The organism is Paraburkholderia sp. BGA-UO-ETr-F12 (assembly GCF_059567945.1).
The window spans coordinates 36,067-59,658 of sequence record NZ_JCAQOZ010000014.1 but is presented as its reverse complement, the minus strand read 5'-3'; the positions used below and the strand labels follow the sequence as shown (position 1 = coordinate 59,658).

General features: G+C 61.7%; 18 protein-coding genes. 4 read left to right on the top strand and 14 right to left on the bottom strand.

Annotated features, from left to right (window positions below; translation table 11 throughout):
* Positions 1 to 62: 62 nt before the first annotated feature.
* Entirely contained in the window at positions 63 to 2,021 is a 1,959-nt protein-coding gene (locus AC57B6_RS06150) for an aconitase family protein (RefSeq protein WP_281664336.1), read from the top strand.
* A gap of 137 nt (positions 2,022 to 2,158) precedes the next feature.
* Entirely contained in the window at positions 2,159 to 3,622 is a 1,464-nt protein-coding gene (locus tag AC57B6_RS06145) for an MFS transporter (RefSeq protein WP_144193442.1), read from the top strand.
* Between the two features lie 6 nt (positions 3,623 to 3,628).
* Here AC57B6_RS06145 and AC57B6_RS06140 read toward each other — a convergent pair whose 3' ends face one another.
* Complete coding sequence (locus AC57B6_RS06140; RefSeq protein WP_144193443.1) at positions 3,629 to 5,995, bottom strand: DNA polymerase II; 2,367 nt, start codon at positions 5,993 to 5,995, stop codon at positions 3,629 to 3,631.
* Between the two features lie 218 nt (positions 5,996 to 6,213).
* Between AC57B6_RS06140 and AC57B6_RS06135 the strand changes: the two genes are divergently transcribed.
* Positions 6,214 to 6,639, top strand: coding sequence for a PRC-barrel domain-containing protein (locus AC57B6_RS06135; RefSeq protein WP_028194846.1), 426 nt, complete (start codon positions 6,214 to 6,216; stop codon positions 6,637 to 6,639).
* An 85-nt stretch (positions 6,640 to 6,724) separates the two neighbouring features.
* Here AC57B6_RS06135 and AC57B6_RS06130 read toward each other — a convergent pair whose 3' ends face one another.
* The 4 genes from AC57B6_RS06130 to AC57B6_RS06115 form a co-directional block, all read right to left on the bottom strand.
* On the bottom strand, positions 6,725 to 7,735 hold the full coding sequence (locus tag AC57B6_RS06130; RefSeq protein ID WP_028194845.1) for a DUF2891 domain-containing protein: 1,011 nt from the start codon (positions 7,733 to 7,735) through the stop codon (positions 6,725 to 6,727).
* A gap of 10 nt (positions 7,736 to 7,745) precedes the next feature.
* Complete coding sequence (locus tag AC57B6_RS06125; RefSeq protein WP_028194844.1) at positions 7,746 to 8,699, bottom strand: DUF979 domain-containing protein; 954 nt, start codon at positions 8,697 to 8,699, stop codon at positions 7,746 to 7,748.
* Positions 8,696 to 9,403 carry a DUF969 domain-containing protein gene (locus AC57B6_RS06120; protein ID WP_496420848.1) on the bottom strand — a complete coding sequence of 236 codons (708 nt, stop codon included), beginning with the start codon at positions 9,401 to 9,403 and terminating at the stop codon, positions 8,696 to 8,698. Before AC57B6_RS06120 ends, AC57B6_RS06125 begins: the two co-directional genes overlap by 4 nt.
* Positions 9,404 to 9,741: 338 nt before the next feature.
* Positions 9,742 to 10,650 carry a LysR family transcriptional regulator gene (locus AC57B6_RS06115; protein ID WP_496420847.1) on the bottom strand — a complete coding sequence of 303 codons (909 nt, stop codon included), beginning with the start codon at positions 10,648 to 10,650 and terminating at the stop codon, positions 9,742 to 9,744.
* Between the two features lie 135 nt (positions 10,651 to 10,785).
* Here AC57B6_RS06115 and AC57B6_RS06110 point away from each other — a divergent pair, with 135 nt between their 5' ends.
* A complete protein-coding gene (locus AC57B6_RS06110) occupies positions 10,786 to 11,949 on the top strand; it encodes a M20 aminoacylase family protein (protein ID WP_496420846.1) in 1,164 nt (387 codons plus the stop codon).
* An 86-nt stretch (positions 11,950 to 12,035) separates the two neighbouring features.
* Here AC57B6_RS06110 and AC57B6_RS06105 read toward each other — a convergent pair whose 3' ends face one another.
* The 9 genes from AC57B6_RS06105 to AC57B6_RS06065 all read right to left on the bottom strand — a co-directional run bounded on the left by AC57B6_RS06105 (position 12,036) and on the right by AC57B6_RS06065 (position 23,573).
* The gene (locus tag AC57B6_RS06105; protein WP_496420845.1) at positions 12,036 to 13,358 is read right to left on the bottom strand and encodes an NAD(P)/FAD-dependent oxidoreductase; all 1,323 of its coding nucleotides are present in this window, start codon (positions 13,356 to 13,358) and stop codon (positions 12,036 to 12,038) included.
* Positions 13,358 to 14,650 (bottom strand): NAD(P)/FAD-dependent oxidoreductase, encoded by a 1,293-nt coding sequence (locus tag AC57B6_RS06100; protein ID WP_496420844.1) that lies wholly within the window; start codon positions 14,648 to 14,650, stop codon positions 13,358 to 13,360. Before AC57B6_RS06100 ends, AC57B6_RS06105 begins: the two co-directional genes overlap by 1 nt.
* A 73-nt stretch (positions 14,651 to 14,723) precedes the next feature.
* Positions 14,724 to 16,295, bottom strand: coding sequence for a DUF3138 family protein (locus AC57B6_RS06095; RefSeq protein WP_046572769.1), 1,572 nt, complete (start codon positions 16,293 to 16,295; stop codon positions 14,724 to 14,726).
* Between the two features lie 37 nt (positions 16,296 to 16,332).
* Entirely contained in the window at positions 16,333 to 17,244 is a 912-nt protein-coding gene (locus AC57B6_RS06090; protein WP_046572770.1) for an ABC transporter permease subunit, read from the bottom strand.
* The gene (locus AC57B6_RS06085; protein WP_106357846.1) at positions 17,241 to 18,212 is read right to left on the bottom strand and encodes an ABC transporter permease subunit; all 972 of its coding nucleotides are present in this window, start codon (positions 18,210 to 18,212) and stop codon (positions 17,241 to 17,243) included. The genes AC57B6_RS06090 and AC57B6_RS06085 overlap by 4 nt, the downstream gene beginning before the upstream one ends.
* The gene (locus AC57B6_RS06080; RefSeq protein WP_028194836.1) at positions 18,209 to 19,372 is read right to left on the bottom strand and encodes an ABC transporter ATP-binding protein; all 1,164 of its coding nucleotides are present in this window, start codon (positions 19,370 to 19,372) and stop codon (positions 18,209 to 18,211) included. Before AC57B6_RS06080 ends, AC57B6_RS06085 begins: the two co-directional genes overlap by 4 nt.
* Before the next feature lie 197 nt (positions 19,373 to 19,569).
* Entirely contained in the window at positions 19,570 to 20,691 is a 1,122-nt protein-coding gene (locus AC57B6_RS06075) for a polyamine ABC transporter substrate-binding protein (RefSeq protein WP_028194835.1), read from the bottom strand.
* Positions 20,692 to 20,764: 73 nt separating this feature from the next.
* Complete coding sequence (locus AC57B6_RS06070) at positions 20,765 to 22,201, bottom strand: aspartate aminotransferase family protein (RefSeq protein ID WP_496420843.1); 1,437 nt, start codon at positions 22,199 to 22,201, stop codon at positions 20,765 to 20,767.
* Positions 22,202 to 22,238: 37 nt separating this feature from the next.
* Complete coding sequence (locus tag AC57B6_RS06065) at positions 22,239 to 23,573, bottom strand: glutamine synthetase family protein (protein WP_028194833.1); 1,335 nt, start codon at positions 23,571 to 23,573, stop codon at positions 22,239 to 22,241.
* Between the last annotated feature and the right edge of the window lie 19 nt (positions 23,574 to 23,592).

Sequence of the window (23,592 nt, the reverse complement as noted above, 5' to 3'; positions counted from 1 at the left end):
TGCTCGACCAGCACTTCGGCATCGCCGTTGCGCGCCGTATAGTGCGTGCAAGGAGAATGCTGATGAGCGACACGATTCGTCTGGACGGCCGCGTGCTGTACCTGTCCCAGGACCCCGCTGTGATCGAGGCACAACTGGCGGGTGAAAACTTCACGCGTGCCAGCGTGGGCCCGCTGCGCGACAACGTCTCGACCGACGAAATCACACCGGTCACCGTCATGCTCACCTATGACGAACGCCTCGGTCAGTATCCGTACGTGGGCTTCAAGGCAGGCGAGCGCCTGCCGGTTGGTCGCAATGCGGTCAAGGACGGCGGCTTTCAGGTAACGGTTGCGGGCAAGCGCTACGGCAAGGGCTCTTCGCGTGAATCGAGTCCATTGGCGGAGTTGTCGGCGGGCATCCGCCTGATCGTTGCCGAGAGTTTCGAGCGCATCTATCAGCAGAATTGCGACAACATCGGTATCCTCACTACCACCGATTTCTCCGTGCTCGATCGCCTGATCGCAGGAGAGGCGGTGCCGATCGACGAGTTTCTCAAGGGCCGCGACGCGCTCACGCAGCAGATCATTCGCAGCGGCGGATTGCTCGCGTACAGCAAGTTCGCCGACTGGCCCGCGCCGCGTGTGCGGAGCGGGGAGAATGCCGAGTCCGCAGCGGGCGAGGCCGAGCCGAAGACGCTGGTCGAGAAGATCATCGAGCGTCATCTTCATCCTGGCATTGAACACGCGCAGCGCGGCGACGGTGTGTTCATCGCCGCCGACTGGCGCTTCAGCCACGACTACTTCACCGGCATGTGCGCGCATCTGATGCATCGCGCGTTCGGCAAGCCGGCGCCGCTGCATGCGCCGGACCACATCATCGCGTTTCAGGATCATCTGGTGCTCGCTTCACAAAGCATTCCGCACGTCCGCGACGGATTGCTGCCGGGTGTCGCCAATCTGATGGAAGGGCACACGTCGTTCTCGCGCGACTATCCAGTGCGCTCGCACGGCGCGCTCGATAACTCGCCGGGGTCCGAGGGTATCTGTCATGCGTTGATGGCCGAGCAATACGCGTTGCCGGGGCAGGTGGCGTGCGGCACCGATTCGCACACGCCGCATTCGGGCGCACTCGGCTGCCTCGCATTCGGTGCGGGCGCGACAGAAATCGCCAATAGCTGGGTGACGGGCTATGTGCGCTGCAAAGTGCCGGAAACCTTGCGCATCGAGATCGACGGCGTATTGCGCGACGGCGTGACCGCGAAAGACGTCGTGCTGCATCTGTTGCAGATGGACGCGATCCGCTCGGGCGGGGCGATCGGTCTGGTGTTCGAATACGGCGGCGCGGCGGTGCGCGCAATGTCGATCGACGAACGCGCCACGCTGACCAATATGGTTGCGGAACTGGGCGGCTTCACGGGCATCGTGGAACCGGACCAACGCACGGTGGCGTTTCTGAAGGAGCGTCGCGGGGTCGACTTCAGCCTTGAAAGCTGGATGAAAAGCGATGCCGGCGCCACGTATCGCGACACGATTCGCATCGACGCTACCGCCATCGAACCGATGCTCGCGCGTCCGGGCGATCCGGGCAATGGCGTGCCGGCGCCGCAACTTGAGAGCGATGTCGCGATCGATATCGCGTATGGCGGCTCGTGCACGGCAGGCAAGCGCGAAGACTTCGACTTCTATCACGAGGTATTGCGTTGGGGTGTGGAGCACGGCATGCATGTGCCTGACAAGACGCGCCTGTTTCTGCAATTCGGCACGATGGCAGTGCGCGCCTATTGTGAGGAACAAGGCTATTTACCGGTTTTCGAGCGCGCGGGGGTGACGCTCGTGATGCCGGGCTGCGGCTCGTGCGCGAACTGCGGACCGGGGCAGTCGGCCAACGCGAACGAGGTAACGATCAGCGCGATCAACCGCAATTTCCCTGGCCGCTCCGGTCCGGGCAACGTGTGGCTCGCGAGCCCCTACACCGTTGCAGCGAGCGCGCTGGCTGGAAAAATCACCACCTTCGAACAATTGAAGCGCGCACGCGGCTAGAATGCTGGCCGGACCTTGGGGCCCGGCATCGTGGTGCGTGCGATACGCAAAAGTAACCAGAAGGCCGGCACGAGACCGGACCCGGCGAGCATCGTCGTGCATCGCCTGCATGAGCGCACTACCAGGAGACAAACAATATGGCATCCCCCGATCACGCCGGGTCCGTCGCGCGCAGCACCGGCGGCGCGGCGTCTTCCGCAACGGCTGCGGCGTCTGCTGCGTCCATCACGCTCGACGCCGGTAGCATCTCCGCGCGCCTCGACCGGCTGCCCGCCACACGCTCCATCTGGAAGCTGGTGGTGCTGCTAAGCCTCGGCTTCTTCTTCGAACTGTACGACCTGCTGTACTCCGGCTATGTCGCGCCAGGCCTCGTCAAAAGCGGGCTGTTGACGGCGACCACGCACGGTCTGTTCGGCTCGACCGGTGTCGCGAGTTTCATCGCCGCGCTGTTCAGCGGTTTGTTCATCGGCACGATCGCGTGCGGCTTTCTGGCGGATCGCTTCGGGCGCCGCGCCGTGTTCACGTATTCGCTGCTGTGGTACACGGCGGCCAACGTCGTGATGGCGTTTCAGGAAACGGCCACGGGTTTGAACTTCTGGCGCTTCGTGGCGGGGATCGGCATCGGCGTCGAACTGGTGACGATCGGCACGTATATCTCGGAGCTGGTGCCCAAGCAGATTCGCGGCCGGGCTTTCGCGTGCGAACAGGCCGTCGGTTTCACAGCGGTGCCGGTAGTCGCATTTCTCTCTTACGTGCTGGTGCCGCGCACGCTGCTTGGTCTCGACGGCTGGCGCTGGGTGGTGCTGATCGGCGCGCACGGTGCGCTGTTCGTGTGGTGGATCCGACGAGCGTTGCCGGAAAGCCCGCGCTGGCTCGCGCAACAAGGGCGTCTTGCCGAAGCCGATCGCGTGATGAGCGAACTTGAAGCGAAGGTGCGCGGCGAATATGGCCGTGAACTGCCGCCGCCCGCAGCGCCGGTGCCGGTTGCGCCGCGCGGCAGCTTTCGCGATATGTGGGTGCCGCCGTACCGCGGCCGTACCGTGATGATGACGCTCTTCAATATTTTCCAGACGGTCGGCTTCTATGGTTTCGCGAACTGGGTGCCGACGCTGCTGATCAAGCAGGGCATTACGATCACCACAAGCCTGATGTACTCGAGCGTGATTGCGCTGGCCGCGCCGATCGGTCCGATAATCGGCCTCTTTATCGGCGACCGCTTCGAGCGCAAGACGGTGATCGTGGTGATGGCGGCCGTGAATATCGTGTGCGGCCTCTGGTTCAGCCAGGCATCCGGCGCGGTGCTGCTGGTGAGCCTCGGGGTGTGTCTGACGCTCGCGGGCAACATCATTTCGTACAGCTACCATGCGTACCAGGCCGAACTCTTTCCGACCAGCATTCGCGCGCGGGCGGTGGGCTTTGTTTATTCGTGGAGCCGTTTCTCGGCGATCTTCACGGCCTTTCTGATCGCGGCGGTGCTGAAGCACTTCGGCACCACTGGCGTGTTCGTCTTCATCGCCGGTGCGATGCTGATCGTGATGCTGGCGATCGGTCTGATGGGGCCGCGTACGAAGGGTCTGGAGCTGGAGAAGATTTCGAAGTAGAACGAGTCAGAACAACTGTTCCTGCCCCGACATCAACGTCGTGAAATCGTCGCGCAACAGCGGCAGGATCGCATCCGCAACCGGTTGCAACTGCCGCGTCAGATAGTGTTCGTAGTCGATCGCCGAGCGCAAGGTCTCGAGCGGTTCCGGTCCGGCGGTTGTCATCACATAGCTGATCCAGCCGCCGTTCTGGTATTGCAATGGACGTCCCTGTTGCCGGTTGAACTCGTCGGCCACGCGTGCCGCGCGCACATGCGGCGGCACGTTGCGTTCGTACTCGCCGAGCGAGCGGCGCAAGCGCTTGCGGTACACGAGCTGATCGTCCAGTTTTCCCGCCAGCGTATCGCGCACATAGTCGCGTACATAGTCCCGATACGGCTGTTGCCTGAAGATTCGCCCGTAGAGTTCCTGCTGGAACTGCTGGGCAAGCGGCGTCCAGTCGGTGCGCACCGTTTCGAGCCCTTTGTAGACGATGTTTTCGCTGCCGTCCGGCAAAACAGTCAGCCCGGCATAGCGTTTCTTGCTGCCTTCCTCGGCGCCGCGAATCGTCGGCATGAAAAAGCGCTTGTAGTGCCGCTCGAATTGCAGCTCCAGCGCGCTCTCGAGTCCGAAGCGTGCCTGCAGATCCTGCCGCCATTGCGCATTGATATGCTCGACCAGCGCGCGGCCGATCCGGCTCGCATCTTCTTCGCTGTGCGCGTGCTTCAGCCAGACGAAAGTCGAATCGGTGTCGCCGTAAATGACTTCGTAGCCTTGCGCCTCGATCAGCTCGCGCGTGGCGTGCATGATTTCGTGGCCGCGCATCGTGATCGACGACGCGAGGCGCGGGTCGAAGAAACGGCATCCGGTGGAACCGAGCACGCCGTAGAAAGCGTTCATGATGATTTTCAACGCCTGCGAAAGCGGCCCGTTGTGCGCGCGTTTGGCGGCTTCGCGTGCCTGCCACACCTGGCCGACGATCGAAGGCAGGCAATGGCGCGTGCGCGAGAAGCGCGCGCCGAGAAAACCCGGCACCGATTGATCGTCGGCGGGATTCAGCATGCCTTCCACGAGCCCTAGCGGGTCGATCAGAAACGTCCGGATGATCGACGGGTAGAGGCTCTTGTAGTCGAGCACCAGCACGGAATCGTAGAGGCCGGGCCGCGAATCCATCACGAATCCGCCGGGGCTCGCGGCACCGGCTACGTCGCCGAGATTCGGCGCGACGTAACCCTGACGATGCATGCGCGGCATATATAGATGCGTGAACGCCGCGACCGATCCGCCGCTGCGGTCCGCGGGCAGACCGGTCACGGTTGCGCGCTCCAGCAGGAACGACAGCAGTTCGGTTTTCGCAAAGATGCGCGTGACCAGCTCGCAATCCTTCAGGTTGTAGCGCGCCAGGGCCGGCTTGTCCTCGTCGAAACGGCGCTGGATTTCGTCCATGCGTTGATAAGGATTGTCGATCGCCTTGCCTTCGCCCAATACGGAACGCGCCACATATTCGAGGCTGAACGAAGGGAAACTCCACGTCGCGGAGCGCAACGCTTCGATACCGTCGATGATCAATCGTCCCGCGGCGCCCGCGAAGAAATGATTCTGTTTGTGGCCGTGCTCGCGCCATTCCATCACGGCGCCACCGCGGCCGAGTCGCAGCGGCACGCGATACTGTTCGGCGTGCTGCTGCAACACACGCAAGTCGAACTGCACGAGGTTCCAGCCGATGATCGCATCGGGGTCGTGCCGTTCCAGCCACGTATTCAGTTTTTCCAGCAGCTGTGCGCGGCTTTCGCAGTATTCGAGGTCGAAGTCGATACCACCGGCGTCACCGTTCGGCGGTCCCAGCATATAGACCTGACGCTGTCCGCACCCTTCGAGCGCGATGGAATAGAGTTCGGCGTGCGCGCTGGTTTCGATATCGAGCGACACCAGCTTCAACGACGGACGGTAGTCCGTAGCCGGTTTCAACTCGCCGTTCATGAGCGGGCCGCCATGCTGCGCGTCGCCGCCGAACCATACCGGCGCGGTGATGAAGCGCTCCATCATGTAGCGCTCGGGCGGGAAAATATCCGCCTCGTAGACGTCGACGCCGCCTTGTTTCAGGCGCTTCTCGAGGCCTGTCAATTGCCGGTATTGCGGACAGTAGAGTCCCATGACCGGCCGATGCTGGAAATCGCATAGATCGAGCGGACGCAGATCGAGCGGCGCCTCACGGCGCAGGATTGTTTCCGCGCGTTCCCGGTGCGCGGCCGGAATGAACGCCACTGAAGGCTGAGGGCGCAAACGGATGTGACGGGGCCCGCCGTCTGTTGCCAGCCAGAAATCCACTTCCGTGCCGGCGGGAGTATCCCGCCAATGTCGGGTCAGAATGAAACCCTGTTCAAGCTCAGTCAAACTGCCACCTCTAAACGGGCGTCATCGCCTGGCTCGATTTTACCGTTATGCGCTTTGAGCCGTGCCGTCACTCTTTCGGAGGCAACGATGAGTGATGGGTCGGTTCAGATGAACGCGCTGGATGCAGACGCGCCGGCTAGTCTGTATGATCGTTTTGCAGCGATTCCTTCGGCGTGGATCATGCGCCGGTCAAGCCCATCAGAAACGGAGTGAACGATATGAAGTTGAGCAAGCTTGTGATTGTGGTCGCGGTAGCTGCAACCAGTTTTGGCGCGCAGGCCCAAGTGGCCGGCACGCAGCCCTTGAGCGTCACAGTCGAGCAATCGAATGCGCTGCTGAGCGGCTGGAGTGTGAAAAAGAGCATTCTCGGCAAGGGCGTGTATAACGACCAGAACGAAAAGATCGGTACGATCCGCGATCTGGTGGTCGCCCCCGATGGCTCGCTGTCCGCCGCCATTGTCTCCGCGGGCGGATTCCTGGGCGTGGCGTCGCATGACGTAGCCGTGCCTATCGCCGCACTGGATATTCGCTCGGGGAATTTCTATCTGGCAGGCGCGACGAAAGATGCGTTGAAGGCGACGCCCGCGTTTCAGTACAACAAGGTTCAGTCGCCGCCGAAGCCTAAAAAGCTGACTGGCCAGTAATGTGTCGAGCCGGCGAGTTCGCCGGCCGGGTCGTTAAGCGCGCTTCAAATCCGGCCCGCTTAACGACGGTTCTGCTAAAGCACGCTTATGCTTCCAGCGCGAGCGTGGCGAACGTGCCCAGCCAATGTTCGCCCATGTAGTCGCCGGCCACGTGCGGCAGGGCGCTCTGAAGATGACGCTCGGCCGAATCGAACAATACGGTGCGGCGCACGTCGCCGGCCGGCAACGCGCGCGCCAGCGAACGCTGGCACCACGCGCGGCTCAGGTTCAGGCCATCCAGGTGGGCAATCTTGCCGTCGGTGCGATCGGTCACGGTGACAGGTTCAAACAGCGTGGCCGGCTTCTTCGCACCGAGATCCGGCAGAAAGCGCCTGAACCATTCGCTGAATTGCGCGGGCGGCAACACCCGCCGCATCAGTTCCGCTTCCATTAGCGAAGGCGACAGGAACTCGTCGCCGGCCGGCTCCCAGGCCTGGCACGCGACATCGTTCAGGAACCAGCGTTCCGCCGTGTTGACCAGCAGCGCTTCGAGCGATTCACGCGAGGTTTGCCGCGCAAAATCGAGCGTGAGCGCAAGCGCGAATGCCATGTTGAAATGCGTGCCGACGCGCAACGGGTAGGTCGCTTTCGGCAGAAATTCCTCGAAGCGTTCGACAAAGGCCTCGGTCAAGGGCGCAAAAACCTTGGACCAGCGCGCCGCTTCCGATAGCTTCAGCGTGTGCAGTTGCGCGCTTAGTGCAAGCAGCCAGGCCCATCCATACGGGCGCTCGAAACCGCGGTTATGCGCCAGATCGAGATACGCCAGTTCGCCGGCCACATTCGCCGGGGTGAAATGCTCGTCGACCACCGCGACAATGCGCGCTGCTTCAGGCAGATCGGGGAAGCGGTCGAGCAGATGCAGGATGAGCCAGTAACCATGCACGCACGAATGCCAATCGTAGCTGCCATAAAAAATCGGATGCAGCGCGCGCGGGCCCTGCACGTCTTGCGGACCGGCAAGCGAATGGGTCAGCTTGTTCGGATACTCGCGCGTGAGATGGGCGAGTGCGAGATTGGCGAATTTAGACGCGAATTCGGGCGTGAGTTGAACAGTCATCGGCGCCTCCTCAAAAGCGGAATACGAACAGGTACAACAGTATGGTATTGACGATCAGCAATAGTAAAGCAGTTGGCCACTGCGCCTTGATCACGCCATTCTGGTCTTTCAGTTCAAGCAGCGCAGCCGGCACGATATTGAAGTTGGCGGCCATTGGGGTCATCAAAGTGCCGCAGAAGCCGCACAACATGCCGATCGCACCGAGAATGGCCGGGTTGCCGTGGAACTGATGCACGATCAATGGCAGGCCGATGCCGGCTGTCATCACCGGAAACGCGGCAAACGCGTTACCCATGATCATCGTGAAGATCGCCATGCCGAATGTATAAGCCGCGACCACCGCGAAAGCGGAGTCGACCGGAATCCACGTTTTCACGAGATCCGACACGACGTGGCCTACACCGGCAATTGCAAACAGCGCGCCGAGGGCGGCCAGCATCTGCGGCAGAATCGCGGCCCAACCCACGGTATCCATGGTGTGCCGCGCGTCTTTCAACGCATGCACCGGCGAGTCGCGCAACATGAACAGCGCGGCGCCGAAGGCGACCAGCGTGCCCAGCACCAGTGAAATCAGCGTGACGTTCTTCGGCTCGACGAACGGTACATATTTCAGCGTCAACGTGCCGAGCAGGGTAATGACCGGAATCAGCAGCGCCGGGATGAAAAGCTTATTGCCGAAGCGCCGTGCGTTGGCTTCGCGGCGCGTGGCGGCCGCTTCGCTATTGCCGTCGGTTTTGCCTTTGCCGAGCTTGCCGGACCCGGCGATCAGGGCGAGTGCAATCGCGAGACAGCCGGTCACGAAATGCGGCAGTTCCCCGCCGAACATAAAGGTGATCGCGTAGATGCCCCAGAACAGAAAGTTGACGATACGGCGTGGATTCGAGCGGTCTTGCAGATTGAAAAGCGCGAACGCGGCAAACATCAAACCGGCCAGCACGTAGAGGGATTCGAGCTTGATCGTCATCGTGCAATACCTCGTTGCTGTCCTGCCGCCGCGCCCAGCGCATTCATCTTGTGCGAGAGATTGCGATCGAGCAGCAGCAGGCGCACGACGTGAATCACGAGTGCCGCCACCGCCGTGGGAATCGCCCATACGGACACGTGCAGGGGCTCGACGACGATGCTGTTCTGCTCGAGAAAACCTTTGATCAGCAGGATCGACTGGATCGCAATGAAAATATCTTCGCCGAAGAACACGGCAATGTTGTCGACTGCCGACGCATTCGCGCGGATCTGCTGACGCACCACGTCGGGCAGTTCGCCATAGCGGTTCGCGGCGGCCGCCTCGGCCATCGGGGCGATCAGCGGGCGCACCATCTGCGCATGGCCGCCGAGCGAAGTGAGCCCAAGCGCGGCGGTGATCTGGCGAATCACGAAATAGAGCATCAGCACGCGGCCCGTGGTGGCGGCGTGCAGGCGCGAAATCAGGTGTTTGGCCTGTTCCTTCAGGCCGTTGCGTTCGAGCAGTGCGATCACGGGCAGCGTGAGCCAGATCAGGCCCATGTAGCGGTTATCGGCGAATGCCTTGCCGAACGCGCTGACGATCTCCACCGGTTGCAGGCCCCCGGCGATGCCGGTGGCGATTCCCGCGATCGTTACCACCAGTAGCGCGTTGAAGCGCAATGCGAAGCCGAGTACGACGATCGGCACGCCAATCAAGACCCACATGCTGTTCTCCGGTATTGCTGCTATGTCGTTGTTTTGCCGCTGTGCGTGTTGTTTCGGATGTCTCGCGCAGACTGGTTGCGCCCGCGATGCGACGGGTTGCGCCAGGTTGCAATGACGCGTAGGCGAGGAAATCTAACACGATAATTTATCGATAAATAGTCGACAAAATGCCGTTTTCGGGTAAACGCCAGGTGGCAGGTTGATAGGCCGGTGAGTTTGCAGGGTGGGAACGGGACGTGTGGTGCGGGAGGCGTGGCTCAAGCCGGCAGCCTGCCTTGCGTCAGCAGGGGCAGCGCGGCACTGCGCAGCGGAGTCCGGTTTCGCGCCGCGCCGCGCGTTCAGGCAGGCAGCGCGTTGTTCTTCAGACAGTCGATGAAATATTCCGCCGCATCGCCCAGCACGCCATCCTTGCGATGAATCAGGCTGAGCGCGAGGGGCGGCAGTGCGAAATCGAGCGCGACGCGCTCCAGCGTGCCGCACTCGATTTCCTCGTTCAACTGGAAATCCGGCCAGACGCTCACCACGCCCGCTTCGCTGGCGAGTTCGGCATAGAGCCGCCGCGCGGTGCAGACCGTGATCCTCGAAGGCGGCGCCAGCGTCGCGCCTGTATTACCCGCGCGCGCGGTTAGCGCGGCCCAGAATGCGGGCACGCTCTTGCGCGTGTAGTTGTAGAGCCAGTGCGCTTCCCGCAAACCAGCAAGCTGTGTTGCGCCCGCCAGCGGATCGCCCGACTTGACCGCCAGCGATTGCGACACCGTGCCGAGCGGTGTCACGCGGAATTCGTTGCTGGGGTCCCCTTCGCCGGTAAAACCGATGCACATGTCGAATGAGCCGTCGCGCAGGCCGTCGATGAGACGCGTGGTCTGGTACTCGTGCACGTCGAGCTGCACATCGGGAAATCGCTTGCGGAAAGCGTGAATTGCTTCAGGCACGACGATTGACGCCGCGAGCAGCGACACGCCGATCTCGAGTGTCCGCCCAGCCGACGACTTCATCTCCTCCAACTCCTGCTCGGCCCGTGCGATCTCGGTCACGACAGTTCGCGCACGCCGGAGCAGCGCTTCGCCATACGGTGTCAAACGAATTCCCGAGCCACTGCGTAGCAGCAGTTGCACACCGAGGCGCGCCTCCAGTTCCTTGATGCTCTTGGTGACGGCCGGCTGCGACAGGCACAGCGCATCAGCGGCGGCCATCAGCGTGCCGTGCTCGGCAATCGCCACGAGGGTGCGTAATTGAGTGGTTTTCATGGTGTCCGCGGCCCATAAGCGTTGGCTATGTACATAAAAAACTGGAAATTGACCAGTCGCGGGGCTGGCTAGTATAGCCACTCCGCCGCCGGTGACGAGGCGCGCGGCCGGCAGCACTCAAGACAAGGAGCGAAAGTGGGACTGAACGTAATCGATGCGGACATCGACGAAGTGGTGGCATTGCGGCGAGACATTCACGCCAATCCGGAGACGGCTTTCGACGAGACACGCACAAGCGAACTCGTTGCCGCGAAACTGCGCGCCTGGGGTATCGAAACACACACGAGTATCGGCAAAACGGGCGTGGTCGGCGTGATTCGTGGCACGGGTGCGGCGCCCGGCATGGGGCGCACCATCGCATTGCGCGCCGACATGGATGCGCTGCCGATGGAAGAAGAGGGCCGGCCGTTGCACCGCTCGTTGCGGCAAGGGGTATTTCACGGTTGCGGCCACGACGGCCACACCGCGATGCTGCTGGGCACGGCACGCCATTTCAGCCGTCATCGCGATTTCGCCGGGACGCTCGTGCTGATTTTCCAACCCGCCGAGGAAACCGGCGGTGGTGCGCTGGCCATGCTGGCCGACGGGCTCGAAAGCCGTTTTCCGTACGACGAGATCTACGGCATGCACAATGCGCCGCATTTTGCGCCGGGTACGTTCGGTGTACGTGACGGCGCCATGCTGGCGTCGTGCGACGAGATGCGGATCGACGTGACCGGTGTTGGCGGTCATGGCTCGTCGCCTGAAAAGACCCGGGACCCGATCGCGGCTGCCGCACAACTCATTTGCGCGCTGCAGACTGTGGTGAGCCGCGCGATCGATCCTGCTTCGGCTGCCGTACTCAGCATCGGAAGCATTCATGCGGGCACCACGTCGAACGTGATTCCTTCGCATGCGCAGATGACGGGCACCGTGCGCACGTTCGACGAATGCGTGCGCGAACGGATGAAGGCGCGCATCGAGTCGATCTGCGCGGGCGTCGCACTCGCGACCGAATGCGAGATCGCGGTGACGTTCTATGGCAGCTCGCCCGCGACGATCAATCATCGTGTGCAGGCCGAAGCAGCGGCAGCGGCGGCGGAGCAAGTGTTCGGCGCGGAGAACGTGCTGCGCGATTTTCCGCCGCTCAACGGCTCCGAGGACTTCTCTGAGTTTCTATTGCGTCGCCCCGGCGCCTATGTGCTGCTTGGACAGGGCGGGGTCTATTGCCATCACCCCGAGTTCGATTTCAACGACGACGTGCTGCCGCTCGGCGTGCGCTTCTTCGTGACGCTGGCCCTCGCGCGCCTCGACGCCTAGCCCGTCCTTTCGCATCAGCCGCATCAATTGCAGCGCGTTGGCGCGAATGCCGCGGGCGCAGCAGCGATGACGCATCCGGATATCGCCTAGAACAACTCCAGAATCCGGTGATACATCATCCCAAGTTCCAGCGCCGGTCCGCGAAACGCCGGCCCACCCGGAAAGCGCGCATGCCGTAATTGAGCGAACAGATCGAAGGCCGCTGTTTCACCGGCCATGGCCTTCGCAACGACGCGCCCGGCAATCCCGGTCAGCGCCACGCCGTGACCGGAAAACCCCTGCACGTAGAAGTAATTCGGGTCGATCGAGCCGAAATCGGGCGCCCGATTGCGCGTCACGTCGACGAAACCACCCCACGCATAGTCGATTCGCACGTCGTCGAGCTGCGGAAACACGCCAATCATGCGCTGGCGAATCTCTTCGCCGAGTTGTGCGGGCGACGCACCGGTCGAACTCGCGCGTCCACCGAACAGCACCCGATGATCCGCCGACAGACGGAAGTAATCGAGGAAGAAGTTGTTGTCGCAAATCGCTTCGCGCCCTTTGATCAGGGCGTCCGCGCGTTCTTTACCGAGCGGCTCCGTGGCGACGATATACGACGCGATCGGCGCGATACGCGCGGCCACCGGCGCGGGCAGCACGTCGCCGAGCGTGGCGTTGCCGCACGCGGCGACGAAGCGGCAGCGCACTTCACCGCCGGCCGTCCGCACAACGGGTCGCGCGCCGCGCACAACTTCGATCACCGGCGAATGCGCGAACAATTGCGCGCCTTCACGACGCGCTGCATCGGCAAGACCGAGGCAGTATTTGAGGGGATGCAGGTGGCCGGAGAACGGATCGTAGACCCCCGCCAGATAACGTCGCGACGCGACCCGTGAACGCACCTCATCGGTATCGAGCCACGAGAGTTTCGTGTAACCCCAGCGTTGCGCGGCCGACTCCATCCACGAACGCAAATCCGGCACGCGTTTGGGCTTGGTCGCGACCGTCAGATAACCGGCGGTGAAATCGCAATCGATGCCGTAACGTTCAATGCGCTCGCGCACCAAAGCGACGCCTTCCACCGACATCGCCCACGCGGCGCGCGCACCGTCGAGACCGAGCTGACGCTCGATGATCTCGTCTTTCGCGAAACCCACCAAGGTCTGTCCGCCGTTGCGGCCGGACGCTCCCCAGCCGGGGCGGTGCGCATCGAGCACGATCACCGACAGGCCGCGCGCCCGGCACTCGAGCGCCACCGACAAACCGGCGAAGCCGGCGCCGATCACGCAGACGTCGGCCTCCACAGTGCCGTCGAGCGTCGGATCGTCGGTAAGCGGACGGGTCGCGCTCGCCTCGTAGTACGAGTTGGCGATCAGCGCATCGGCGCGGTGGTCGAGGGTGTTGAAGCCGGGAGTCGGAGCGTTCATCAGAGCAGATCCTTCATTCGATACCAGGCCATCGCGAGCACGAGGGCAGGGGTGCGAAGTGTAGCGCCGCCGGGGAAGTCGCGGTGACGAATCTTGCCGAACAGATCGAAGCGCGATGCCTGGCCGTCGATCGCCTCGGCGATCAGCTTGCCGGCGAGGCCGGTGGTGTTCACCCCGTGACCGGAGAAGCCTTGAGCGAAATATACCGTCGGCGACAGGCGCCCGAAATGCGGCGCGCGATTCATCGTAATGTCGACGAAGCCGCCCCACGCGTAGTCGATTTTGACATCGTCGAGTTGTGGGAAGGTCTTCAGCATATCGCGGCGCATCGCCTCGCCGAGGTTGCGAGGCGCGAACGTCGAGTAGCTGACTTTACCGCCCCACAGCAAGCGGTTATCGGGCGCCGGGCGGAAATAGTCCAGTACGAAGCGGCTGTCGCACACGGCTGCTTTCGCCGGCATCAATGCTTCGGCGCGATCGGGGTCGAGCGGTTCGGTGGCGATCACGTAGGTGCCGACCGGCATGATCTTGCTGGCGATGTCCGGTGCGAGTTGGCCGAGATAGGTATTGCAGGCAAGCACAACGAATTGCGCATTCACCTGGCCGCGCGCTGTTTCGGCCACATGCCGGCCGTTTTCCTCGCGCAACGCGGTGACGCAACTGTCTTCGAAAATCCGCACGCTGGCCTCGCGTGCCGCACGCGCCAGGCCGAGCGTGTAGTTGAGCGGGTGCAGATGGCCGCTGTCCGCGTCGAACAGGCCGCCAAGATAGCGTTGCGATTGAACATACTCGCCGACGCCATCGGCGTCGACATAGCTGAAGCGCTCGTAACCGAAGCGGCGTTGCGCTTCGTCGCGCCATTTTTGCAACGCGTCCGTATCGCGCGGCTTGTTCGCCGCCGTCAGATAACCAATGGTCAGATCGCAATCGATCTGATGCTTCGCGACGCGCTCCTTGACGATATCAAGGGTTTCAAGCCCCATGTCCCAAACACGCTTCACGTCATCCGCGGGCATGAACTTCGCGAATGTATCGATATCGCAGGCGAAGCCGCCGATCAACTGGCCGCCGTTGCGGCCGCTCGCGGCCCAACCGACTTTCGATGCTTCAAGCACCGCGACCGAGTGGCCGCGTTCGGCGAGGTTCAACGCAGTCGAGATGCCCGTGAGGCCCGCGCCGATCACACAGACGTCGACGTTGAGCGTTTCTTCGAGCGGAGGGTGGCGTGTGCTGTCGTTGGCGGTTGCTGCGTAATACGAGGCGACGTGAGGCTGGTTTGAGAATCGGAGCATAGGCAGAGCATGCGGAAGAGGCCTTGGCGCGTGACCCGCCATAAGGCCGGGCCACGCGGTGAGGCGGGTCGTATTAGAACGAGTAGATGAACTGCGTCGCGAGCAGGTCGTTGGACTTGCCGTACGAACCGTCGTTCTTCAGGAACACCTGTTTGTTCGCCCAGTCGTGGCGGTATTCCACCTTGACCGTGATCTGCTGGGTCGGGTAGAACAGCAGATCGAGCGAAACGTCCTGACGGGTGGCCCCCTTGCACTCGAAGCCCAGACCGCCGTTCGCCTTCGAATTGGCCAGACAGTCCGCGCCAATGCCGAAGCCGTCAGCCGTGTCCATGCCGTTCGAGTTCAGCGCAATACCACCGCCGCCGCCACCGTTCTTGCTGTCGACCAGCAGGTCGTAGCGCACCGTCGCACCCATGCGACCCACCACCGGCAGATTGAACTTGCGGTGCGCGAGCAGCGACAGGCCGTACCACTGCGCCTGACCGCCGTTGAACGCGGCATTCTGCTGCTGACCGTAATCGACTTCGGCGTTGTACTGCACGTCGGCGAGGGTATAGGTCAGGTCGGCTTCACCGAAGAAGAATGTGCCGCCCGCGCTGGGCGACTGGCCGCCTACGCCGTAGGAGACCGCACCGGTGTTCGCATCGATCGCGCTGGGTAGCGTCTGACGTCCGATATTGAACGACCCGCCGATATCCAGTGCGCTCGACCACGTGTAGTCGGTACGCGCGGTGAAGGTCGGGATCTTGTTGCTGGTCGTGATCGGATCGCCCAGCGCGTTGGTGCCGATCTGGGTGGTCGCGCCATACGTACGGTACTGCTCGTTGCCGAGGAAGAACTTCCACGCCCAGTTACCCGTCGTATAGTTCGCGCCGATCCCGATGTAGCTGCCCGGGTCGGAGAAGTCATACAGCAGGTTGTGCGTGAGCGTGAGCATCTGGTTCGACTGCTGTACTTCATAGCCGCCGAAGCTCGGAATCAAACCGGCCACGAGCGTCGTGGTCGCCGTCAGGGGTACATTGACGACCGCCGTGTTCAGGATGTTGTTGCCGATATTGCCGTGCTCGTTCTGCAGCAGCGTAATACCGTTGCCGCGGTTCGGCATCAGGGTGATCTCGGCCGACGGCGCCATCGGGCCGACACCGAAGGTCTTCTTGATGTCCAGGTACAGATCGCCGAACGTGCTGTTGAAGTAGTTGTAGCTGCTTTCGTGGTTCGCGAACAGGAACGACGAGCTGCTCTGCGCGCGGTTATACAGGTACGTCGGATCGATATAACCCGTCACCGACAAACCCGCGATCGGGCCCGTGTTCGCCGCGTCCACCAGCGAGTCGACCTTCAGCTGCTGATTGGCGATCTGCTGCTTCATCGCATCGACCTGATCGTTGGTCAGCGTCGCCTGCGCCTTGCCGTAATCCGGCGAGGAGATGTCGACCGGTGCCGCCACCACAGCCGGAGCCGGCGCCGCGGTACTGGCTGCGGCTGCCTTCGGCCTGGACGCTACCTCGGAACGCAACTGCTTCACCTCCTTTTGCAGTGCGTTGAGTTGGGCCTGGAGCGCCTTGATCTGGTCGCTGGTGGCGTCTGCCATGGCCATGCCCGGCAAACTCCCCGCCACCAACAGACAGATGAGCTTCTTTCTCATGCAAATTCTCCTTATTGGTCGTATTGCAAAGGACTTCTTATGCGCGTGCCGTATCGAGTGACTTCCGTACGGTGGCTTGTTGTGGTGCTGTCGGTAACGGGTCGGCGGCATCGGCGAGTGCGAACGCCATCTGCATATCGCGGTTGCGCCTGCGCTCACGCACCTGCATCCAGCGATTGACGGCGATCACGCCGATCGTCACCGTGGTGATGAAGATCGTGGCAAGCGCGTTCATTTCCGGATTCAAACCGAGGCGCACACGCGAGAACACGACGAGCGGCAACGTGGTGGAGCCCGGACCGGACAGGAACGCGGAGAGCACGAGATCGTCGAAAGACAGCGTGAACGACAGCAGCCAGCCGGACATCAGCGCCTGCGAGATCAGCGGCAGCGTGATCAGAAAGAACACCTTGAAGGGCGTCGCGCCGAGATCGAGTGCGGCTTCTTCAAGCGACCTGTTGAGTTCCTTCACCCGCGATTGGACGATGATCGCCACGTACGAAACGCACAGCATCACGTGGCCGATCCAGATCGTGAAGAGACCACGCCCCTTCGGCCAGCCGAGCATCTGTTCGAGCGCGACGAACAGCAGCAGCAGCGAGATGCCCTGAATCACTTCAGGAATCACGAGCGGCGCGTTGATCATGCCGGCGAACAGCGTGAAACCGCGAAAGCGTCCGAAGCGGGCCAGCACGAAACCCGCCCACGTACCGATCACCACCGATGCACACGCGGTCAGCAGACCGATTTTCAGCGACAGCCACGCTGCATTGAGCAGTTCGCCGTCCTGCAGCAGTGCGCCATACCATTTGAGCGAGAAGCCGGACCAGACCGTGACGAGCTTCGATTCGTTGAACGAATACACCACCAGGCTGATGATCGGGATATACAGGAACAGAAATCCGAACGTCAGCACGCTATTGGAAAGCGTTCTATTTGGCTTGATCATTTCGCGCCCTCCAGTTCCTTGACCTGGTAGTACTGGAACACGGCCATTGGCACGAGCAGCAGTAGAACCATGGCGACGGTGACGGCGGATGCCATCGGCCAGTCCATATCGTTGAAGAATTCATCCCACATCACGCGGCCGATCATCAGCGTGTCGGCGCCGCCGAGCAGCTCAGGAATCACGTACTCGCCGACCGCCGGAATGAACACCAGCAGACTGCCGGCGATGATGCCGTTCTTCGACAGCGGCAAGGTAATGCGCGTGAACGCGGTCCACGGTTTGCACCCGAGGTCATAGGCCGCTTCGAGCAGCGTCAGATCCATCTTCACCAGGTGCGCATACAGCGGCATCACCATGAACGGCAGGTACGAATAGACCATGCCGATATACACGCCAATATCCGTGTGGTAGAGGCGCAACGGCGAATGAATCATGCCGATGGCCATCAGCGTGTGATTGAGCAGGCCGTCGTCCTTCAGGATGCCGATCCAGGCGTAGACGCGGATCAGGAACGACGTCCAGAACGGCAGCATCACGCCCATCATCAGCAGGTTGCGCTTCGTGGGTTCCGAGCGGGCGATGTAGTACGCAATCGGATAGCCGATCAGCAGGCAGAAGAAGGTCGAGATCGCCGCCATCTTCAGCGAACTGATATACGTCGCGACGTACAGATCGTCTTGCAGCAGGAACGCGTAGTGGCCGAGCTGCATCGCGAAATGCACCATGCCGTCCTTGACCGTCACGAGATCCGTGTACGGCGGAATGCCCAGGCGCAGATCGGCGAAACTGATCTTCAGCACCAGCACGAACGGCAACGCGAAGAACACCGTGAGCCACAGGAACGGCACGCCGATCACCGTCGTGCGGCCCGACGGCACCAGCAACGGGAGGCGTTTCTTCAGCCAGCCGCTGAGACGGCCGCTGGACGGCGCGCCGAGCGCCGCGGGGGAGGTAGTGGGATTGCTCATTGCGTCAGCACCACGCCGCTAGCCGGCGACCAGTAGACGAACACGTCGTCGTTATAGGAAGGGGCACCCTCGCTCATCAGGTGCGAGCTGGAGAGATTCGACACGACCGTCTTGCCGCTCGGCAGGCGCACGTGGTACAGCGAATAGCTACCCATGTACGCCACGTCGGAAACCACGCCGCGCGTCCAGTTGTGCGGCGTAGCCGGTTTTTCGCGCGACACCTTCACGCGCTCCGGGCGCACCGAAATACCCACCGGCATGCCGAGCGGCCCGGTAATGCCGTGGCTCACGTAGATGCGTGTTTCGAGGTCTTCGCTCTCGACGAAAATATGGTCCGGCTCGTCCGCCACCACCGTGCCTTCGAACAGGTTGGTCGAGCCGATGAACTCCGCCGAGAAGCGGCTGTTCGGAAACTCGTACACCTGGCTGGGCGAGCCGATCTGCACGATGCGGCCTTCGCTCATCACCGCGAGACGACCGGCCATCGTCATGGCTTCTTCCTGATCGTGCGTGACCATCACGCAGGTCACGTCGACCTTGTCGATGATGTTCACCAGTTCCAGCTGGGTCTTCTGGCGGATCTGCTTGTCGAGCGCCGACATCGGCTCGTCGAGCAGCAGCAGCTTGGGGCGCTTGACGAGCGAGCGCGCCAGCGCCACGCGCTGCTGCTGTCCACCGGAGAGCTGATGCGGCTTGCGTTGCGCGTATTTACCCATCTGCACGAGATTGAGCGCGTCGGCAACACGCTCCTTGATCTCGTTCTTCGGCGTGCCTTCCTGCTTGAGGCCGAAGGCAATGTTCGCTTCGACCGTCATGTGCGGGAACAGCGCATACGACTGGAACATCATGTTGACCGGCCGCTTGTACGGCGGCATCGCGGCAAGATCTTCACCGTCGACGAAGATGCGCCCGGACGTCACCGTCTCGAGCCCCGCGAGCATGCGCAGGAGTGTGGACTTGCCGCAGCCGGAGCTGCCGAGCAGGGCAAACAGTTCGTTCTTGGCAATACTCAGGTTGACGTTGTCGACAGCCGTGCTGTCGCCGAATTTCTTCACGACATTTTCGATGCGAACGAATTCGTCCGATTTCGATTTTGTCGTCGGGGCGGGGCGGGCCATCTGGGTGGCGCCGGCTACGCTATGGGATGTCGTCGAGTTCATGATGTAACCATTCCTTGCGGATCGCGAGCGCAAGTGTCTCCATACGAGACGCGGAAAGCGACTCGCAAGATGCGCTGCGATCGGAAAACATGGGACTGCGCGTGGACGGCGCAGGCTGACTGCCGTTACTGCCATTCATGCGCTCAGGGTTCGAGCGATCCCTGAGCGCGGGATCAAAGTGATTGGTTTGCCTTTAATTAATGGCCGGTTTTAAGCTGCGCCCAAAGACGGTTTTCGAGGCGCAGAATGTCGGTGGGCATCGGCTTCATGAGCGTCATTTTGCTCAGGACTTCGTCGCCCGGATAAACAGTCGTATCTTGCGCAACCGCTGGCGTAACGAATTGACGTGCCGCCTTGTTCGCAGTCGGATAGAACACTTCATTGGTGATCGCTGCGTTGACCTTCGGGTCTTCGATGTAATTGATCCACTTCAATGCGGCTTCCGGATGCGGTGCGTCTTTCGGAATCACCATCACGTCGAACCACAGCAAACCGCCTTCCTTCACATTCGAGAACTTCACCTGATACGAACGCTTGGCTTCCGCGGTACGGCGGCTGGCGATGCCGACGTCGCCGGACCATGCCACCGCCACGCACACGTCGTTATTGGCGAGGTCGTTGATGTAGCCGGAAGAATTGAACTGGGTGATGTACGGGCGGACTTTTTTCAGCACTTCGTACGCGGCCTGGTAATCGGCGGGATTCGTGCTGTTCGGATCCTTGTGCATGTACTGCAACGTGGCCGCGAATACGTCAACCGCCTGATCGAGGAACGACACGCCGCAGCCTTTCAGCTTCGACAGATTCGCCGGGTCGAACACGAGTGCCCAGCTATCGACCGGCGCGTTCGCACCGAGTGCCTTCTGCACGGCTTGCACGTTGTAGCCGATACCATCCGTGCCGTAGGCCCAAGGCACACCGTACTGGTTGCCCGGATCGGCGTCGCCAATCATCTTCATCAAAACGGGGTCAAGGTTCGCAAGGTTCGGCAGCTTCGACTTGTCGAGCTTCTGATAGACGCCGGCCTGAATCTGCTTGGCCATGTAGTTCGACGTCGGGACTACGATATCGTAGCCGGAGCTGCCCGCGAGCAGCTTCGCCTGCAACGTATCGTCGCTATCGTAGTTATCGTATTTGACATGGATGCCGTCCTGTTTCTCGAAGTTCGGAATCGTGTCCTTCGCGATGTAATCCGACCAGTTGTAGACATTCAGTTCCGTGTCGGCCGCAAGGGCCGGCGTGACCGACAACGCCGCAAAACCCGTGAAGGCGAGAAACGCGGCCCCCGCGACCGCATGACGAAGATGACAAACGCTCATGGTTTTTTCCCTTGATGTGAAGAACCGGCATGAGCGTGTATCGTGGGTGCGCGCATGCCGGAACGAACTGCCGTTACGAAATTCCGAGTTGTTGTGCGGTCGCGTCGATGGCTTTTTTGGCCTTCGAAACGATCTCGTCGATTTCCAGCTTATTGATCACGAGCGGCGGCGACAGCAGCATCCGGTCGCCGGTAGCGCGCATGATGAGGTTGCCGTTGAAGCAGAAGTCGCGGCAGATCGTGCCGACGTCACCGCCATTGGCGAAACGCTTGCGCGTTTTCGGGTCTGCCGCGAGTTGCAGGCCGGCCACCAGACCCGCGCCGGAGATTTCGCCAACGATCGGGTGATTGGCGAAGGTGTCGCGCAGCTTCTTCTGGAAGTACGGACCCGTGTCGGTCTTGACGCGTTCGACGATTTTCTCGTCGCGCAGCAGTTTCAGATTGGCGAGTGCCACGGCGGCGGCCACCGGATGGCCGGAGTAGGTGAGGCCGTGATTGAAGTCGCCGTGCTCGATGATCGCCTTGGCCACGCGATCATGCAGACCGACCGCGCCCATCGGTACATAGCCGCTCGTCAGGCCCTTGGCCAGCGTGATCAGATCCGGCTCGAAGCCGAAGTGCTGATGCGCGAACCATTCGCCGGTGCGGCCGAAGCCGCCGATGACTTCGTCGGCGACCAGCAGGATGTCGTACTTGCGGCAGATGCGCTGGATTTCCGGCCAGTACGTCGAGGCCGGGAAGATCACGCCGCCGGCTCCCTGGAAAGGCTCACCGATAAAGGCGGCTACTTTGTCCGCGCCGATTTCGAGAATCTTCGCTTCGAGTTGTTGCGCACGGGCCAGCGCGAATTCTTCCGGCGTCAGATTGCCTTCTGCTTCGCCGAAGAAATACGGCTGGTCGATATGAACGATGTTCTCGACTTTCGAGGGCATCTGTTCATGCATATAACCCATGCCGCCCAGCGTGCCGCCGGCGATCGTCGAACCGTGATAACCGTTCTTGCGTGAAATGACGACCTTCTTCGACTGCTTGCCTTGCGTTGCCCAGTATTGGTGAACGATGCGCAGCACGGTGTCGTTGCCTTCCGAACCGCTGTTGCAATAGAAGAAGTGATTGAACGGTTCCGGCGTCAGCTCCGCGAGCAAGGCCGAGAGTTCGATGACCGGCGGGTGCGTCGTCTTGAAGAAGGTGTTGTAGAAGGGCAGTTCCTGCATTTGCCGGTACGCGGCGTCGGCCAGTTCCTTGCGGCCATAACCGACGTTCACGCACCACAACCCGGCCATGCCGTCGATGATCTTGTTGCCTTCCGAATCCCACAGGTACACGCCTTGCGCCTTGACGATCACGCGGCTGCCGGCGCGATTGAGCGAACCCATATCCGAAAACGGATGGATGTGATGGGCCGCGTCGAGCGCGCGGTATTCAGCGGTGCTGCGTTGCGCGGCTTGCGCATTCGCGGCGGGGAGCGCCGCGGGTTGCACGTAAGCGACTTCTTCTGTTCTGTAGCTCATACTGCCTCCAGGTTTTTATGCGTTTGCGGCTGACGTCTTAAACGTGCAACAGCAAATGTCGGCGTTCCCACGAACTGATCACGCGGAAGAACGCTTCGTATTCGGTTTCTTTCAGTGCCAGGTAGGCCTTGACGAATTTTTCACCCAGCACTTCGGCGATCGGTTCGCAGGCGCCCATCAACGTCAGACCCTCTTCGAGGTTGCGCGGCAACTGGTACGGCAGCTCGTAACCGTCGCTGAGCAACGGTTCGGTGGCCTCGAGCTTTTGCGTCATGCCGAGATAGCCGGCGGCCAGCGTTGCGGCAATCGCCAGATACGGATTGCAGTCCACGCCAGGAATGCGGTTTTCGATGCGGCGCGCGGCCGGCCCCGAATGCGGAATCCGGAAACCCACGGTGCGGTTGTCGTAACCCCATGCCACATTGATGGGCGCGGCCATGAAGCGCGACAGGCGGCGGTACGAGTTGATGTACGGCGCGAAGATCGGCATCAGCGCCGGGGTGTATTTCTGCAGACCCGCGATATAGCTCGTAAACAACGAGGTGGGCTTGCCGTCCGGACCGGTGAACAGGTTGTGGCCGGTTTCTTCGTCTACGAGGCTCTGGTGCATGTGCATGGCCGAGCCCGGTTCGCCTTCCATCGGCTTGGCCATGAAGGTCGCGTACATCTTGTGGCGCAGCGCGGCTTCACGCACCGTGCGCTTGAACAGGAACACGCTGTCGGCGAGTTTCAGCGGATCGCCGTGCATGAAGTTGATTTCCATCTGCGCGGCGCCGACTTCGTGAATCAGCGTATCGACTTCCAGTTCCTGCACTTCGCAGTACTCGTAGATGTCTTCGAAGAGCGGATCGAATTCGTTGACCGCTTCGATCGAATACGCCTGGCGTCCGGTCTCCGGACGGCCGGTACGGCCGATCGGCGGTTGCAGCGGCAGATCCGGGTCCTTGTTCATGTCGACCAGGTAGAACTCGAGTTCGGGCGCGATAACCGGCTTCCAGCCTTTGGCCTTATAGAGTTCGAGCACACGGCGCAGTACCCGGCGCGGCGAGATGGCGACCGGCGTGCCGTCGAAATGAACGCAGTCGTGGATCACCTGGGCGGTCGGATCGACGGCCCACGGAATCATGCGGATAGTGCTGGGGTCGGGCACGCATACCATGTCCGGGTCGGTGACGCCGGTGAGCGTGCCGTCTTCCGGATAGTCCCCCGTGACGGTCTGGATCATCACCGCCTGCGGCAAGCGCATGGACTCGCCGGATTCGAACTTGCTGCGCGGAATGATCTTGCCGCGTGCGATCCCGGCCATATCCGGAATGATCGCTTCGATTTCGGTGACGCGGTTCTGTTTCAGGAAGTCGTCGATTTCATGCATGGTTATTCTCTCAGTTTTG